12 protein-coding genes are annotated in these 16109 nt (G+C 70.5%); 1 reads left to right on the top strand and 11 read right to left on the bottom strand.

What is annotated here, in order from left to right; all coding sequences use genetic code 11:
* Positions 1-3 precede the first annotated feature (3 nt).
* From gnd to tkt, 6 genes are read right to left on the bottom strand one after another with little or no spacing between them, the layout of a single operon-like run.
* Positions 4-885, bottom strand: a complete 882-nt coding sequence (gene gnd / locus OG252_RS10725) for a phosphogluconate dehydrogenase (NAD(+)-dependent, decarboxylating) (RefSeq protein ID WP_266450198.1) — start codon at positions 883-885, stop codon at positions 4-6.
* A gap of 1 nt (position 886) precedes the next feature.
* Positions 887-2575, bottom strand: coding sequence for a glucose-6-phosphate isomerase (pgi, locus tag OG252_RS10720; RefSeq protein ID WP_266450199.1), 1689 nt, complete (start codon positions 2573-2575; stop codon positions 887-889).
* Entirely contained in the window at positions 2568-3503 is a 936-nt protein-coding gene (gene opcA, locus OG252_RS10715) for a glucose-6-phosphate dehydrogenase assembly protein OpcA (RefSeq protein WP_266450201.1), read from the bottom strand. Before opcA ends, pgi begins: the two co-directional genes overlap by 8 nt.
* On the bottom strand, positions 3500-5152 hold the full coding sequence (zwf, locus tag OG252_RS10710; protein ID WP_266450203.1) for a glucose-6-phosphate dehydrogenase: 1653 nt from the start codon (positions 5150-5152) through the stop codon (positions 3500-3502). The genes opcA and zwf overlap by 4 nt, the downstream gene beginning before the upstream one ends.
* Positions 5149-6294, bottom strand: coding sequence for a transaldolase (tal, locus tag OG252_RS10705; protein ID WP_329335504.1), 1146 nt, complete (start codon positions 6292-6294; stop codon positions 5149-5151). Before tal ends, zwf begins: the two co-directional genes overlap by 4 nt.
* A gap of 19 nt (positions 6295-6313) precedes the next feature.
* Complete coding sequence (tkt, locus tag OG252_RS10700) at positions 6314-8407, bottom strand: transketolase (RefSeq protein ID WP_329335502.1); 2094 nt, start codon at positions 8405-8407, stop codon at positions 6314-6316.
* Between the two features lie 167 nt (positions 8408-8574).
* On the opposite strand from tkt, the gene OG252_RS10695 reads away from it, so the two are divergent.
* Positions 8575-9480 carry a helix-turn-helix domain-containing protein gene (locus OG252_RS10695; RefSeq protein ID WP_266450207.1) on the top strand — a complete coding sequence of 302 codons (906 nt, stop codon included), beginning with the start codon at positions 8575-8577 and terminating at the stop codon, positions 9478-9480.
* 109 nt (positions 9481-9589) lie between these two features.
* Here the strand turns inward: OG252_RS10695 and OG252_RS10690 are convergent, their stop codons facing one another.
* From OG252_RS10690 to OG252_RS10670, 5 genes are all read right to left on the bottom strand, one after another.
* Complete coding sequence (locus OG252_RS10690) at positions 9590-10990, bottom strand: glycoside hydrolase family 16 protein (RefSeq protein ID WP_329335500.1); 1401 nt, start codon at positions 10988-10990, stop codon at positions 9590-9592.
* A gap of 189 nt (positions 10991-11179) precedes the next feature.
* Entirely contained in the window at positions 11180-12418 is a 1239-nt protein-coding gene (locus OG252_RS10685) for a L,D-transpeptidase (RefSeq protein WP_329335497.1), read from the bottom strand.
* Between the two features lie 156 nt (positions 12419-12574).
* Positions 12575-13333: an IclR family transcriptional regulator gene (locus tag OG252_RS10680; protein ID WP_266450213.1), complete on the bottom strand. Its 759-nt coding sequence runs from the start codon at positions 13331-13333 to the stop codon at positions 12575-12577.
* Positions 13330-14718, bottom strand: a complete 1389-nt coding sequence (locus OG252_RS10675; RefSeq protein ID WP_329335495.1) for an alpha/beta hydrolase family protein — start codon at positions 14716-14718, stop codon at positions 13330-13332. The genes OG252_RS10680 and OG252_RS10675 overlap by 4 nt, the downstream gene beginning before the upstream one ends.
* Entirely contained in the window at positions 14715-16073 is a 1359-nt protein-coding gene (locus OG252_RS10670; RefSeq protein ID WP_266450216.1) for an MFS transporter, read from the bottom strand. Before OG252_RS10670 ends, OG252_RS10675 begins: the two co-directional genes overlap by 4 nt.
* Between the last annotated feature and the right edge of the window lie 36 nt (positions 16074-16109).

Here is a 16109-nt window from a genome sequence, read left to right as displayed (position 1 = left end):
GGACTACTCCTTCGCCGACTCGACGGCGTGGCCGCCGAACTGGTTGCGCAGGGCCGCGACCATCTTCATCTGCGGGGAGTCGTCCTGGCGGGACGCGAACCGGGCGAACAACGACGCCGTGATCGCCGGCAGCGGCACCGCGTTGTCGATGGCCGCCTCGACGGTCCAGCGGCCCTCGCCGGAGTCCTCCGCGTACCCGCGCAGCTTGTGCAGGTGCTCGTCCTCGTCGAGGGCGTTGACGGCCAGGTCGAGCAGCCAGGAGCGGATGACGGTGCCCTCCTGCCAGGAGCGGAAGACCTCGCGCACGTCGGTGACCGAGTCCACCGCCTCCAGGAGCTCCCAGCCCTCGGCGTACGCCTGCATCATGGCGTACTCGATACCGTTGTGGACCATCTTGGAGAAGTGCCCGGCGCCGACCTTGCCCGCGTGGACGAACCCGGACGGCCCTTCCGGCTTGAGGGCGTCGAAGATCGGCCGCAGCCTCTCGACGTGCTCCTTGTCGCCGCCGACCATCAGGGCGTAGCCGTTCTTCAGGCCCCACACCCCGCCGGAGACGCCCGCGTCGACGAAGCCGATGCCCTTGGCGCCGAGTTCGGCGGCGTGCTGCTCGTCGTCGGTCCAGCGGGAGTTGCCGCCGTCCACGACCGTGTCGCCGGGGGAGAGGAGGTCGCCGAGTTCGTCGACGACGGACTGGGTGGGGGCGCCGGCCGGGACCATGACCCACACCGTGCGCGGGGCTTCGAGCTTGTCGACCAGTTCGGCCAGGCCGCTCACGTCGGAGAGTTCGGGGTTGCGGTCGTAGCCGATGACGGTGTGGCCGGCGCGGCGGATCCGCTCGCGCATGTTGCCGCCCATCTTGCCGAGGCCGATGAGACCGAGCTGCATGTCAGTGCACTTCCTTCAGTTCACGATAGGTGGCCACGAGGGCGGCGGTGGAGGGGTCGAGACCGGGCACGTCGGCGCCTTCGGTGAGGGCGGGCTCGACGCGCTTGGCGAGGACCTTGCCGAGCTCGACGCCCCACTGGTCGAAGGAGTCGATGTTCCAGATCGCGCCCTGGACGAACACCTTGTGCTCGTAGAGGGCGATCAGCTGGCCGAGGACGGACGGCGTGAGTTCCTTCGCCAGGATCGTCGTCGTGGGGTGGTTGCCCTGGAACGTGCGGTGCGCGACCTGGTGTTCGGCCACGCCCTCCGCGCGGACCTCGTCCGCGGTCTTGCCGAAGGCGAGCGCCTGGCCCTGCGCGAACAGGTTGGCCATCAACAGGTCGTGCTGCGCCTTGAGTTCGTCGCTCAGCTCGCCCACCGGGCGGGCGAAGCCGATCAGGTCGGCCGGGATGACCTTGGTGCCCTGGTGGATCAACTGGTAGTAGGCGTGCTGCCCGTTGGTGCCGGGCGTGCCCCACACCACGGGGCCGGTTTGCCACTCCACCGCCTTGCCGTCACGGTCCACCGACTTGCCGTTGGACTCCATGTCGAGCTGCTGCAGGTACGCGGTGAACTTCGACAGATAGTGGCTGTACGGCAGGACGGCGTGCGACTGGGCGTCGAAGAAGTTGCCGTACCAGACGCCCAACAGGCCCAGGATCAGCGGGGCGTTGTCCTCGGCGGGCTCGTTGCGGAAGTGTTCGTCGACGATCCGGAAACCGTCGAGCATCTCCAGGAAGTGGTCCGGGCCGATGGCGATCATCAGCGACAGGCCGATCGCCGAGTCGAACGAGTAGCGGCCGCCGACCCAGTCCCAGAACTGGAACATGTTGTCCGGGTCGATGCCGAACTCGGTGACCTTCTCCGCGTTCGTCGACAGGGCGACGAAGTGCTTCGCGACGGCCTTGTCCTCGCCGAGGCCGCCGGGGCCGTGCAGCAGCCAGGAGCGGGCCGAGGTGGCGTTGGTGATGGTCTCGATGGTGGTGAACGTCTTGGACGCGACGATGAACAGGGTCTCCGCCGGATCCAGGTCGCGGACGGCCTCGTGGAGGTCGGCGCCGTCCACGTTCGACACGAAGCGGAACGTCAGGTCCCGTGCGGTGTACGCGCGCAGGGCCTCGTACGCCATCGCCGGGCCCAGGTCCGAGCCGCCGATGCCGATGTTGACGACGTTCCTGATCCGCCTGCCGGTGTGGCCGGTCCACTCGCCGGAGCGCACCCGGTTGGCGAAGGAGGTCATCTGGTCGAGGACCGCGTGAACCTTGGGGACGACGTTCTCGCCGTCGACCTCGATCACCGCGTTCGCGGGCGCCCGCAGCGCGGTGTGCAGGACGGCGCGGTCCTCGGTGATGTTGATCCGCTCGCCGTCGGCCATGGCGTCGCGCAGCCCGAACACGTCGGTGGCGGCGGCGAGTTCCTGGAGCAGGGCCAGGGTCTCGTCGGTGATCAGGTGCTTGGAGTAGTCGATGCGCAGGTCGCCGACGCGCACGACGTACCGCTCCGCGCGCCCGGGGTCCGTCGCGAACAGCTCACGCAGATGCGGGTGCCACTGGGCGCGGTGGTCCTCCAGGGCCGCCCACTGGGGTCGCCGGGTGAGGCTGGGGGAGTCGGAAGGGGAATCGGCAGGGGAGCCGGTGGGGGAGTCAGACATGTGCGGGGATCTCCTCGGTGGCCTCGCCCCGCAGGGCGACGGCGTACATCTCGTCCGCGTCGAGGCGCCTGAGCTCCTCGGCGATGAGTTCGGAGGTGGTGCGGACCTTCAGCGCGAGGGTGCGCGAGGGCTGCCCCGGCAGGGACAGCGTGGCCAGCGGGCCCTCGGGGCGGTCGATGACGATCTCGCCGTTCTCGGTGCCCAGGCGCACGGCCGTGACGACCGGTCCGGCGGTGACGATCCGGTCGACCGTGACGCCGAGGCGGGCCTCCAGCCAGCGGGCCAGCAGCTCGGCCGCGGGGTTCTCCTCCTCGGCCTCCACGGCCGCCGAGATCACCTTCACGCGGGCCTGGTCCAGGGCCGCGGCCAGCATCGAACGCCACGGGGTGAGCCGGGTCCAGGCGAGGTCGGTGTCGCCGGGCGCGTAGGTGCGGATCCGGGAGTCCAGCACCTGGAGCGGGTTCTCCACCGCGTACAGGTCGGTGATCCGGCGCTGGGCGAGCGCGCCCAGCGGGTCCTTCGCCGGGTTCTCCGGCGCGTCCACCGGCCACCACACCACGACCGGCGCGTCCGGCAGCAGCAGCGGCAGCACGACGGAGTCGGCGTGGTCGGACACCTCGCCGTACGTCCTGAGGATGACCGTCTCGCCGGTGCCCGCGTCGGCGCCCACCCGCACCTCGGCGTCGAGGTGGGAGTTGGTGCGGTCGCGCGGGGTGCGGGCGTGCCGCTTGATGACGACCAGGGTGCGCGAGGGGTGCTCGTGCGAGGCCTCCTCGGCCGCCTTGATCGCGTCGTAGGCGTTCTCCTCGTCCGTGACGATCACCATCGTCAGGACCATGCCCACAGCAGGGGTGCCGATGGCGCGGCGACCCTGCACCAACGCCTTGTTGATCTTGCTTGCCGTGGTGTCGGTCAGGTCGATCTTCATGGCCTGCGCCAGCTCCGTCCGTCTCGTGCGAGCATCTCGTCGGCTTCCTCGGGTCCCCAGCTGCCCGACGCGTACTGCGCCGGCCTGCCGTGGTTCGCCCAGTGCTCCTCGATCGGGTCGAGGATCTTCCAGGACTCTTCCACTTCCTGGTGACGGGGGAACAGGTTGGCGTCTCCCAGGAGGACATCCAGGATGAGCCGCTCGTACGCCTCCGGGCTGGACTCCGTGAACGACTCGCCGTACGCGAAGTCCATCGTGACGTCCCGGATCTCCATCGAGGTGCCCGGCACCTTCGACCCGAACCGGACCGTCATGCCCTCGTCGGGCTGGACGCGGATGACGATCGCGTTCTGGCCCAGCTCCTCGGTGGCCGTGGAGTCGAAGGGGGAGTGCGGGGCCCGCTGGAAGACCACCGCGATCTCGGTGACCCGGCGGCCCAGCCGCTTGCCGGTGCGCAGGTAGAAGGGGACGCCCGCCCACCTGCGGTTGTCGACGTTCAGCTTGATCGCGGCGTAGGTGTCCGTCGTGGAGGACGCGTCGATGCCGTCCTCGTCGAGGTAGCCGCGCACCCGCTCGCCGCCCTGCCAGGCCTCGGCGTACTGCCCGCGCACCGTGTGGGCGCCGATGTCCTCCGGCAGCTTCACGGCCTTGAGCACCTTCAGCTTCTCCATGAGCAGCGACTCGGCGTCGAAGGCGGCCGGCTCCTCCATGGCGGTCAGCGCCATCAGCTGCAGGAGGTGGTTCTGGATGACGTCACGGGCGGCGCCGATGCCGTCGTAGTAGCCGGCCCGGCCCCCGATGCCGATGTCCTCGGCCATCGTGATCTGTACGTGGTCGACGTACGACCGGTTCCAGATCGGCTCGTACATCTGGTTGGCGAAGCGGAGCGCCAGGATGTTCTGGACGGTCTCCTTGCCGAGGTAGTGGTCGATGCGGAAGACCTGGTCCGGCTCGAACACGTCGTGCACGAGCGCGTTCAGCTCGCGCGCGCTCTTCAGGTCCCGCCCGAACGGCTTCTCGATGACCGCGCGCCGCCAGGAGCCCTCGGGGGCGTTCGCCAGGCCGTGCTTCTTCAGCTGCCGCACGACCTTCGGGAAGAACTTCGGCGGCACGGAGAGATAGAAGGCGTAGTTGCCGCTGGTCCCGCGCGAGGCGTCCAACTCGTCGACGGCGGAGCGCAGTTGCTTGAACGCCGTGTCGTCGTCGAAGTCGCCGGGAATGAACCGCATGCCCTCGGTGAGCTGCTGCCAGACCTCCTCGCGGAACGGCGTCCGGGCGTGCTCGCGCACCGAGTCGTGCACGACCTGCGCGAAGTCCTGGTCCTCCCAGTCGCGCCGGGCGAAGCCGACCAGCGAGAAGCCCGGCGGGAGCATGCCGCGGTTGGCCAGGTCGTAGACGGCCGGCATCAGCTTCTTGCGGGACAGGTCGCCGGTGACACCGAAGATGACGAGACCGGACGGGCCCGCGATCCGGGGCAGGCGCCGGTCCTGCGGATGGCGCAGCGGGTTGGACCAGTCGGCCGCGGGGAGGACCGGGACGACCGGGACGGTCGCCTCCGGCTCGGTCTGCTCCGGCTCGGTCGCCTCCGGCCCGGTCTCCTCGGGCTCCGCTGTTTCCGGAGCCGTCGTTTCGGGAAGCTCCTCGCTCATTCCCCGTCAACCCCCTTGCTGTTCAGAGACTTCGTCACGGCGTCCAGCAGGTCCTGCCAGGCCACCGCGAACTTGGCGACGCCCTCGTCCTCGAGCTGCTGCACGACCTCGTCGTAGGAGATCCCGAGCTTCTCCACGGCGGCCAGGTCGGCGCGGGCCTGCGCGTAGCCGCCGGTGACGGTGTCGCCGGTGATCCGGCCGCGGTCGGCGGTGGCGTTCAGCGTGGCCTCGGGCATCGTGTTGACCGTGCCCGGCGCGACCAGATCGTCGACGTACAGCGTGTCCTTGTATGCGGGATCCTTCACACCGGTCGACGCCCACAGCGGACGCTGCTTGTTGGCCTTGGCGCCGGCCAGAGCAGTCCAGCGCTCACCGGCGAAGACGCTCTCGTACGCCTCGTAGGCGAGGCGGGCGTTCGCCAGCGCGGCCTTCCCCTTCAGGGCGAGGGCCTCGTCCGTGCCGAGGACCGTCAGCCGCTTGTCGATCTCGGAGTCGACCCGGGAGACGAAGAAGGAGGCGACGGAGTGGATCCGGGACAGGTCCAGGCCCTTCGCCTGTGCCTTCTCCAGGCCGGCCAGGTAGGCGTCCATGACCTCGCGGTAGCGCTCCAGGGAGAAGATCAGCGTGACGTTGACGCTGATGCCGGCGCCGATGACCTCGGTGATGGCCGGCAGGCCCGCCTTCGTCGCCGGGATCTTGATCATGACGTTCGGGCGGTCCACCAGCCAGGAGAGCTGCCTGGCCTCGGCGATGGTCGCCGTCGTGTCGTGGGCGAGCCGCGGGTCGACCTCGATGGAGACCCGTCCGTCGCGACCGCCGGTGGATGTGTATACAGAATGCAGGATATCGGCGGCTGCACGCACGTCGGCGGTCGTCATCATGCGGACGGCCTCGTCCACCGTGACGCCCCGCACGGCGAGGTCGCCCAGCTGCTCCTCGTAGCCCTCTCCCGAGCCGATGGCGGCCTGGAAGATGGACGGATTCGTGGTGACGCCCACCACGTGCTTCGTCTCGAGGAGTTCGGCGAGGTTGCCGGATTCGATCCGCCTGCGCGACAGGTCGTCCAGCCAGATGGAGACGCCCTCGTCGGACAGGCGCTTGAGTGCTCCTGCGGGCGCGGTTCCTTCGGTCACTTTGATCATCTTCTTTCTGGCGATCGGATCAACCGCGGGCGGCGGCGAGGCCCGTCGTTGAATTGAGTACAGCCCTGGCGGCGGCGGCGACGTTCTCGGCGGTGAAGCCGTACTCGGCGAACAGGATCTTGGCGTCGGCGGAGGCGCCGAAGTGTTCGAGGGAGACGATGCGTCCTGCGTCACCCACGAACCGGTACCACGTCAGACCGATCCCGGCCTCGACCGCAACGCGGGCCTTCACCGACGGCGGAAGCACGCTCTCGCGGTACTCCCGCGGCTGCTCCTCGAACCACTCCACGGACGGCATCGACACCACCCGGGTGCCGACCCCCTCGGCCTCCAACTGCTCCCGCGCGGCCACGGCGAGCTGCACCTCGGAGCCGGTGGCGATCAGGACGACGTCCGGGGTCCCGGTGGAGGACTCCTTCAGTACGTAACCGCCCCGAGCCGCGTCCGGGTTCGGCGCGTACGTCGGCACGCCCTGGCGGGTGAGGGCGAGGCCGTGAGGGGCCGGGTTGGTGGCGTGCCGCTTGAGGATCTCGGCCCAGGCGATCGCGGTCTCGTTGGCGTCGGCGGGCCGGACGATGTTCAGGCCCGGGATGGCGCGCAGGGACGCGAGGTGCTCCACCGGCTGGTGGGTGGGGCCGTCCTCGCCGAGACCGATGGAGTCGTGCGTCCAGACGTACGTCACGGGCAGCTGCATCAGCGCGGAGAGGCGGACGGCGTTGCGCATGTAGTCGGAGAACACCAGGAAGGTGCCGCCGTAGACACGGGTGTTGCCGTGCAGGGCGATGCCGTTCATCTCCGCGGCCATGGAGTGCTCGCGGATGCCGAAGTGGATCGTGCGGCCGTACGGGTCGGCCTCCGGCAGCGGATTGCCCTTCGGCAGGAAGGAACTCGTCTTGTCGATGGTGGTGTTGTTCGAGCCGGCCAGGTCGGCGGAGCCGCCCCACAGCTCGGGGAGCACCGCGCCGAGCGACTGCAGCACCTTGCCGGAGGCGGCGCGGGTCGCGAGGGACTTGCCCTCCTCGAAGACCGGCAGGGCGTCCTCCCAGCCCTCGGGCAGCTGACCCGCCACGACCCGGTCGAAGAGCCTGGCACGCTCGGGGTTGGCGCCGCGCCACTTGTCGATCCGCTTGTCCCAGGCCGCGTGCGCCTCGGCGCCCCGGTCCAGGGCCCGGCGGGCGTGGGCCAGCACCTCGTCCGCCACCTCGAAGGAGCGCGAGGGGTCGAAGCCCAGGACCCGCTTGGTGGCGGCGACCTCGTCCTCGCCGAGCGCGGAGCCGTGCGCGGCCTCGGTGTTCTGCGCGTTCGGTGCGGGCCAGGCGATGATCGTGCGCATCGAGATGATCGAGGGCCGACCGGTCTCGGCCTTGGCGGACGTGAGGGCCGCGTACAGGGCGTGCACGTCGATGTCGCCGTCGGCGCCGGGCTCGATCCGCTGCACGTGCCAGCCGTACGCCTCGTACCGCTTCAGCACGTCCTCGGAGAACGCGGTCGCCGTGTCGCCCTCGATGGAGATGTGGTTGTCGTCGTAGACGAAGACCAGGTTGCCGAGCTTCTGGTGGCCGGCCAGGGAGGAGGCCTCGGCGGAGATGCCCTCCTCCAGGTCGCCGTCGGAGACGATCGCCCAGATGGTGTGGTCGAAGGGCGACTCGCCCTCGGGCGCCTCCGGGTCGAACAGGCCGCGCTCGTAGCGGGCGGCCATCGCCATGCCCACCGCGTTGGCGACACCCTGCCCGAGCGGACCGGTGGTGGTCTCGACGCCGGCCGTGTGACCGTACTCGGGGTGGCCGGGCGTCTTCGAACCGTGGGTCCTGAACGCCTTCAGGTCGTCCAGCTCCAGCTCGTACCCGGAGAGGAAGAGCTGCGTGTAGAGGGTGAGCGAGGTGTGCCCGGGGGACAGAACGAAGCGGTCACGGCCCGTCCACTCCGGGTCGGCCGGATCGTGACGCATCACCTTCTGAAAGATCGTGTACGCCGCCGGGGCCAGGCTCATCGCGGTGCCCGGGTGCCCGTTCCCGACCCGCTGCACGGCATCGGCCGCAAGAACGCGGGCGGTGTCGACGGCACGCCGGTCGAGTTCGGTCCATTCCAAGCTGTCCGGTGTCTGCGTGCTCATCTTCAAGAAGTCCTCGATCGGAGCGAAGTAGCTGGTCTGACGCGTTCAAACTTAAAAGTCTGACTTTTACGGGGGAAGGTCGCCGTGTGTCAGCCTGTGGTGAAAGTGGGACACGCCCAGGCGGCACAGGGCGGACGAGTCTGCGACCGAGGCGGCACGAGAAGGACATGGCGGACAGAACCATCCAAGGCGGAGACAGTGACGGCGGAATGGACGGGATCAGAACGTTCCCCTTCCCGGTCGAACTGAGCGTCGGCGGTGTCGGCATGCAGGTCGGCCCGATGGGCACCGGCCGCACCTGGCACGCGGACGCGCCGCTGGAACGCGTGCACCGCATCGATTTCCACGTGGTGATGCTCTTCAGCGGCGGCCCCGTACGCCACATGATCGACTTCGCCGAGTACGAGGCGACGGCCGGCGACCTGCTGTGGATCCGCCCCGGGCAGGTCCACCGCTTCTCGTCGACCTGCGAGTACCGCGGAACCGTCCTGACCATGCAGCCCGGCTTCCTGCCCCGCGCGGTCGTCGAGGCCACCGGGCTGTACCGCTACGACCTGCCGCCCCTGCTGCACCCCGACGAACCCCGGCTCGCCGCGCTCCGGGCCGCCCTCGCCCAGCTCCAGCGCGAGTACGAGGACTCCAGCACCCTCCCGCTGAGCCTGCACACCTCGGTACTGCGCCACTCGCTCACGGCGTTCCTGCTCCGCCTCGCCCACCTGGCGGCGAGCTCGGCGGAGGCGGCCAGACGCCAGTCGGACACCACCTTCACCCTCTTCCGGGACGCCGTCGAGAAGGGCTTCGCCACCAACCACAGCGTCAGCGCCTACGCCGACACCCTCGGCTACTCCCGCCGCACCCTGGTCCGAGCGGTCCGCGCCGCCACGGGCGAGACCCCCAAGGGCTTCATCGACAAGCGCGTGGTCCTGGAGGCCAAGCGGCTGCTGGCCCACACGGACCTGCCGATCGGCCGGGTCGGGGCGGCGGTCGGTTTCCCGGACGCGGCGAACTTCTCCAAGTTCTTCCACCAGCACACGGAGATGACCCCGGCGGCGTTCCGGGCGGAGCTGCGCTGACCCGTCGGACGCTTCCGGCTTCCGCCACTTCCCGCACTTCCGGCACTCCCGGCACGACAACGGGGCTCCACGCGCGCGTGGAGCCCCGTCCGGGGAAGCGGGCCGCGGGTCAGCGGCCGAAGGTGAACCAGTTCACGTTCACGAAGTCCGCCGGCTGGCCGCTCGTGAAGGTGAGGTAGACGTCGTGCGTGCCGGTGACCGAGCTCATGTTGGCCGGGACCGTCCGCCAGGACTGCCAGCCGCCCGTGTTGGCCAGCGAGAAGCTGCCGACGGGTGCGCTGGTACGGCTGTCCAGGCGGACCTCGACCAGACCGCTGACGCCGCTCCCCGCACCGCTGGCCACCCGGGCGACGAACTGGGTGGCCGCCGTGGAGCCGAAGGTGACGCCCCGGTAGAGCGCCCAGTCACCACCTGCGAGGGAGGCGAGGTTCTGGCCGCCGCCGGTGTCGGAGGTGGTCTCCGTGCCGGCGCCGGACTGGCTGTCGAAGGACTCGGCCTGGATGGTGCCGTAGGCGTCACGGTTGCCGGTCGGCGGGGGAGTGGTGGAACCGCCGCCGGCGGCCGACAGCACCTGGACGTAGTCCACGACCATGGGGACGCCGGACCGGGTGTCGCCGTCCAGGCCACCGCCGAACGCGTCGGGGAAGGCCCCGCCCATCGCCACGTTCAGGATGATGAAGAAGCCGTGGTTGGTGGCGTTGGACCAGGTCGTCGCGTCGACCTGGTTGGCGTTGACCGTATGGAAGTTGACGCCGTCGACGTAGAAGCGGATGGCTTCCGGGCTCGCCGAGCGGTCCCACTCCATCGTGTAGGTGTGGAAGCCGGACTGGCAGGTGGTGCCCGGACACGCGGTGGAGCCGCCGAGGCCGGTGGTCTCGTTGCACGGGCCGCCCGGGTTGGTGCCGCAGTGCATCGTCGCCCACACGGTGTTGCGGCCCTGGACGTTCTCCATGATGTCCAGCTCGCCGACGCTCGGCCAGTTCTGGTAGTTGCCCCGGTAGGGCGCGCCCAGCATCCAGAACGCGGGCCAATAGCCCTCCGCGGCGGTGCCGGTGACGTTCGGCATCTGGATGCGGGCCTCGACGCGCAGCTTGCCGCCCGACGGGGGCTGGAAGTCGGTGCGGTTGGTCTCGATGCGGCCCGAGGTCCAGTTGCCGGCCGCGTTGCGCAGCGGGGTGATGCGCAGGTTGCCGTTGCCGTCGAGCGAGACGTTGCTGGTGCTGTTCGTCATCGTCTCGACCTCGCCGGTGCCCCAGTTGGCGGGCCCGCCGGGATACGAAGTACCGGTCGCGTACTGCCAGTTGGAGGTGTTGACGCCGGTGCCCGCGGCACCGGTGAAGTCGTCGAGGAAGACCTGCGACCAGCCTGCGGGGGGCGTGGGCGCGTCGGCGTTCGCGGACGGGGAGGCGACCGTGGCCGCGGCCGCCGCGAGGGCCAGTGTGCTGACGACGGCGACGACCGCCCGCCGGAACGGGCGCCGTCTGCGGGGTATGCCGGAGGAATCACTCATGGGGGTGCCTCTCGGGTACGGAAGGGAGTGCGCGTGTGCTGTGAAGACACTTCGAGACCGCCCTGAGACTGCTCTGAGAGCGCTCTCAAAGTGCGCCCAATGTGCTCCCGGCCACTGCGGCCGTCAAGAGGTGTAACAGTGAAAGTCCTTCTGCCCCAGGTGAGTTAACCCGATGAAGACATGAATGTGCTACAGTGCGCTGCCGGCCTTCCAGTCCTGCCACGACAGGTTCCAGCCGTTGAGCCCGTTGGCCGGATCGACGGTGTCCTCGCCGGAGTTCTTCACGATGACGACGTCACCGAGCATCGAGCTCTCGTAGAACCTGTAGCCGTCCACGGAGCTGTCGTTCGCGCCCTTCGCGTCGTGCAGACCGACGCAGCCGTGGCTGGTGTTCTCGCTGCCGAACACCGAGGTGGACGCCCAGTAGTTGCCGTGGACGAAGGTGCCGGACGTGGTCAGCCGCTGGGCGTGCGGGACGTCCGCGATGTCGTACTCGTCGCCGAGGCCGACGGTCGACGACTCCATGCGGGTCTGCCTGAACCGCTCGCTGATCACCATGATCCCGGACCAGGTGGTGTGGTCGGCGTCGCCTCCGGTCACCGGGTAGGTGGCCGTGATCGCGCCGTCCCGACGGACCGTCATCTGCTTGGTGGCGAGGTCGACCGTGCTGATCTGCTCGCGGCCGATGTGGAAGGTGACGTCCTTCGACTGTATACCGTAGACACCATCCGTTCCCTCGACGTCCTTCAACCGCAGACCGAGCGTGATCGTGGTGCCGGCCGCCCAGTACGTCTCGGGTCTGAAGTCGAGCCGGGTGTCGCCGAACCAGTGGCCGACCACCTCGACGGCCGGCTCCGCGGTCACCGTGATCGCCTTCTCCACGGCCGCCTTGTCCGTCACCGCGTGCGTGAAGTTGATCGACACGGGCATGCCGACGCCGGACGTGGAGTTCGCCTCGGGCGTGAAGTAGCCGACGAAGGTCTCGCCGGGTGACTTCGTGGTGAAGGTGGCGGTCTCCGCGGCGCCGCCCTCCGCCTCGACCGTGACCTGGTACTTCGTCCCCGAGTACGGGTTCTCGGCGGAGGTCCACCTCGTCCGGGACTCGTCGAGGGTGCCGGGCAGCGTGGCGCCGTCGTTGCCGGTGACCTGCACGGAGGAGAGCGTGCCGTCGGTCACGGTCACCTCGACGGGGCTGGTGAAGTCGGCCTTCCTGGTGCCGTCGGCGGGGGTGACGGCGATGACCGCCTTCTTCGTGGCGGCCCGCGCGGAGGCCGCCGCCGTCGCTCCCTGAGAGGCGTCTGCCGAGCCGCCGCCGCACCCGGTCAGGACGGCCGCGGCGGGTACCGCTCCGAGCACCCCGAGCAGCCCCCGCCGGGACCACCCCCGCGACTGCTGCTCGGACCGGTTCGACCTGTGCGGGACGCCCACGGCACACCTTCCTGAGATATCCACCTTTGCGGGTGCATCGTGCGCCTCGTACCTTGGACGACCCTGTGAAAGCGCGGACGGCTGTCTGAGATTCCGCTGAAGATCGCATACGGGCGTCGGAGGCCGACCAGCCGGGCCGCGGGGCCGGTGACCCGCCTACGGCCGGCTCCCCTCCGGCTGCCACCCCAGCGCCCGCGATATCCCCCGCGCCGCCAGCCGCACCGCCGGGATCAGGGCCGGTACCTGAGCACCCTCCTGGGGGACGACGACCGACACGGCCGCGACCAGTGTCCCGTCCGGCCCGCGTACCGGCGCGGCCACCGAGAGGGCGTCCTCGGTGACCTGGCGGTCGCTCACCGCGACGCCCGAGCGGCGTACTTCGGCCAGGACGCGGCGCAGCCGGTTCGAGTCGGTGATCGTGTGCGGGGTGTAGGAGGCGAGCGGGCGGGCGCAGTACTCCTCCTGGAGGTCCGGATCGCCGTACGCCAGCAGGGCGAGGCCGACGCCGGTGACGTGCAGGGGCCAGCGGGCTCCGACGCGGATGTGGACGCCGACCGCGGAGCGCCCCGAGATCCACTCGATGTAGACGACCTCGGACCCGTCGCGCACCGCCAACTGCACGTTCTCGTGCGTGGCTTCGTACAGGTCCTCCAGGTACGGCAGCGCGACCTGCCGCAGTGCGAGGGCGCGGGGGGCGAGCGCCGCGACCTCCCACAGGCGCAGGCCGACGTGGTACGTGCCGGACTCGTCGCGCTCCAGGGCGCCCCACGCGGTCAGCGCGCCGACGAGCCGGTGCGCGGTGGTCAGGGTCAGCCCGGCCCGCCGGCTGATGTCCGTCAGGCTCAGCGCCGGGTGTTCGTGGTCGAACGCGGCGAGGACGGACAGCAGTCGGTCGGGCGCGGAGCGGGTGGTCATGGCCGGGCGTCTCCGGGATGGGCGAGGTCGTAGGGGCGGGGGTAGGCGGTCGGCCGGTACGCGAGGTAACGGCCCGGGGTGGTCGGATCCGCCTGCTGGGCGCGGGAGTTGAGGGTGGCGGGCGAGGTGTCCCAGCGGCCGGTGTCCAGTCGGTGCTCCAGGGTGTGCAGGGCGCCGACCATCTCGCCGGTGGTGAAGGTGCAGTGGCCGGGGCCGTCGACGTAGGCCTGGCTGAGCAGCGGTCCCGCGCCGGCGGCGGTGGCGGCCCGCCGGTAGGCGCTCTCGGACTGTACGGGGATCAGCGCGTCGCCGGTGGTGTGGATGTTCAGCTGGGGATCGGTGAGCCGGCCCGTGAAGGTGCTGGTCTGTCGCATCCAGCGTACGGCGGCGGGGTCGGCCAAGACACGCGGCGAGCGGGCGAGGGCCGTGAGGTCCTTCCGCAGTGACACGCCCGCCTCCTTGTAGAGCTCCGTCACCTCCTTGTACAGCGGGGAGCGCCCGAGCATGGCGGTGTAGTCGACACCGGTGTTCCAGGACGGGTTGCCGCCGGCGCGGCTCTCCGCCTCCTGCCGCCAGGAGAAGGCGGGCCTGGTCAGGAGACCGGTGACGGCCGCGTACTGGTTGGCCTGCTGCCCGTCCCAGTCGGCCGGGCCCGGCTCGGTCTGTGCGGGGTCGTTGTAGGCGGGGATGTTGTGCAGGGCGGCGGCCAGTGCGATCCGGGCGCGGCCCGCCGGCGTCTGCTGGGCCGAGGCCACCTTCGCGGTGAGGGCCTTCGACGCGTCGACCGCGGACGCCTGGTCGGCGAACCCGGCGAGCGGGATGTCGGCGTCCGGCGCGAGCAGGGTCTTCAGCGCGAACACCGGATCCAGGGTGCTGTTCCAGTTGGCGACGCCGCCCTGGACGAGCCCGCACATCGACAGCGATCCGTCGAAGCGGTCGGCGTGCCGCTCGGCCAGGGCCGTCGTCACGAGGCCGCCGTAGGACCTGCCCCAGGCGAGTGTCCGCCGGGCCGGGCCGAACTTCTTCGTGAACAGGTCCAGCGTGGCGAGTTGGTCGGGCACCGCGTCGGTGACGGCCCAGCCGTTCGTCGCGTACGAGGAGCCGATGAGGGCGTAGCCCTCCGCGAGGAGGTGGGCGGTCGTGGCCCCGCCGGAGTCCGAATCGGGCGAGTTCTGGCCCGGGTTGGGCGAGCCGGCGGGGCGGTAGCCGTGGCTGAAGAGGAGGACCGTGCCGTTCCAGTCGGCGGGTACGTCCATCAAGTAGGCCGCGCCCGAGGGGAGTCGGCCTTCGATGTGCGTGTCCGTCGGGGCCTGTGCCTGCGCGGGCAGGGCGGTCGTCGCGCACAGGGCGACGGTCAGTAAGGCGACGGGGGTGCGGGTTCTCATCGGGGAGCACCTTCCGGTGTGGGGGTGGTGGTGCGGGACGGGGACGGGTCGAGGGTGTCGGTATGGGTCTCGCGCATCCGCCAGACGGTGAGCGCGGTGATCGCCGCGCCCCCGCACAGCAGCAGGGAGACGGGGGTGCTGCCGCCGCCGTTCGAGGCGAGCAGGCTGCTCGCGATCAGCGGCGAGAACCCGGCGCCGACCAGGGTGGCCGCCTGGTAGCCGAGGGAGGCGCCGGTGTAGCGGACGCGGGTGCCGAACATCTCGGTGAGCAGGGCGCCGAGCGGGCCGTACATCGTGGACTGGGCGATGCCGTGGCCGAGGACGAGGGCGAGGATCAGCAGCCCGGGGGAGCCGGAGTCGACCAGGGCCAGCACCGGGAAGGCGAGGGCGGCCGAGGCGACGGCGCCGGCCAGGACCACCGGGCGGCGGCCGACCCGGTCGGACAGCGCGGACGCGGCGGGCAGCACCAGCAGGGCGACACAGGAGGCGACGGTCACGGCGGTGAGCACCTGCGGGCGGCTGTACCCGTGGTCGACCGCATACGAAATCATGAATCCGGTCAGCAGTGACTGGGCGGTGAACGCGCCGATGCCGACACACGCGGCCAGCAGCACCGGCTTCGGTCGCCGCAGCACCTCCACGACCGGGGGTTTCGCCGACGGCTCGCGCTTCACCTCGGCGAACAGCGGGCTCTCGGCGACCTTGAGGCGGACGAACATGCCGACGGCCAGCAGCAGGATGCTCAGCAGGAACGGCACCCGCCAGCCCCAGGAGCGGAAGTCGTCGTCGGGGAGGGTGGAGACCAGGGTGACCACGCCGGCCGAGAGCACGGAGCCGAGCGGGGCGCCGAGCTGGGTGAAGCTGGACCACAGGCCGCGCCGGGAGCCCTGGACGCGTTCGGCGTGCTCGACGACCATCAGGGTCGCGCCGCCCCACTCGCCGCCGATCGCGAGACCCTGCACGACGCGCAGGGTGACGAGGAGGACGGGGGCCCAGACGCCGATCATGTCGTAGGTCGGCAGCACGCCGATCAGGAAACTGCCGCAGCCCATCAGGGCCATGGTCAGCAGCATCATCGACTTGCGGCCGAGACGGTCGCCGAAGTGGCCGAAAACGATGCCGCCGAGCGGGCGGGCCACATAGCCCGCGGCGAAGGTGCCGAAGGCCGCGATGGTGCCGACCGCGGGGTCGGCGCCGGGGAAGAACAGGTCGCCGAAGACCAGTGCGGCGACCGTGCCGTAGACGAGGAAGTCGTAGAACTCCACTGCCGTGCCGAGCAGGCCGGACAGGGCGACGCGGCGCAACTGCCGCTGATCCGGGGATGGTTGACGGGCGGACGTGCGCGGTGGCTGCACGATGAGCTCCCTGGTGCCGATGCCGTGGGGGTGTCA

Origin of the sequence: Streptomyces sp. NBC_01352, assembly GCF_036237295.1 — a bacterium.
Lineage (GTDB): Bacteria > Actinomycetota > Actinomycetes > Streptomycetales > Streptomycetaceae > Streptomyces > Streptomyces plumbiresistens.
Note: the sequence above shows the minus strand (reverse complement) of the source record. Positions and strands in the feature narration are given on the sequence as shown.

Bases quoted from the DNA above. Each gene is read 5' to 3' on its own strand.
- gnd (WP_266450198.1), bottom strand. From the start codon at position 885: ATGCAGCTCGGTCTCATCGGCCTCGGCAAGATGGGCGGCAACATGCGC.
- pgi (WP_266450199.1), bottom strand. From the start codon at position 2,575: ATGTCTGACTCCCCCACCGGCTCCCCTGCCGATTCCCCTTCCGACTCC.
- opcA (WP_266450201.1), bottom strand. From the start codon at position 3,503: ATGAAGATCGACCTGACCGACACCACGGCAAGCAAGATCAACAAGGCG.
- zwf (WP_266450203.1), bottom strand. From the start codon at position 5,152: ATGAGCGAGGAGCTTCCCGAAACGACGGCTCCGGAAACAGCGGAGCCC.
- tal (WP_329335504.1), bottom strand. From the start codon at position 6,294: ATGATCAAAGTGACCGAAGGAACCGCGCCCGCAGGAGCACTCAAGCGC.
- tkt (WP_329335502.1), bottom strand. From the start codon at position 8,407: ATGAGCACGCAGACACCGGACAGCTTGGAATGGACCGAACTCGACCGG.
- OG252_RS10695 (WP_266450207.1), top strand. From the start codon at position 8,575: ATGGCGGACAGAACCATCCAAGGCGGAGACAGTGACGGCGGAATGGAC.
- OG252_RS10690 (WP_329335500.1), bottom strand. From the start codon at position 10,990: ATGAGTGATTCCTCCGGCATACCCCGCAGACGGCGCCCGTTCCGGCGG.
- OG252_RS10680 (WP_266450213.1), bottom strand. From the start codon at position 13,333: ATGACCACCCGCTCCGCGCCCGACCGACTGCTGTCCGTCCTCGCCGCG.
- OG252_RS10675 (WP_329335495.1), bottom strand. From the start codon at position 14,718: ATGAGAACCCGCACCCCCGTCGCCTTACTGACCGTCGCCCTGTGCGCG.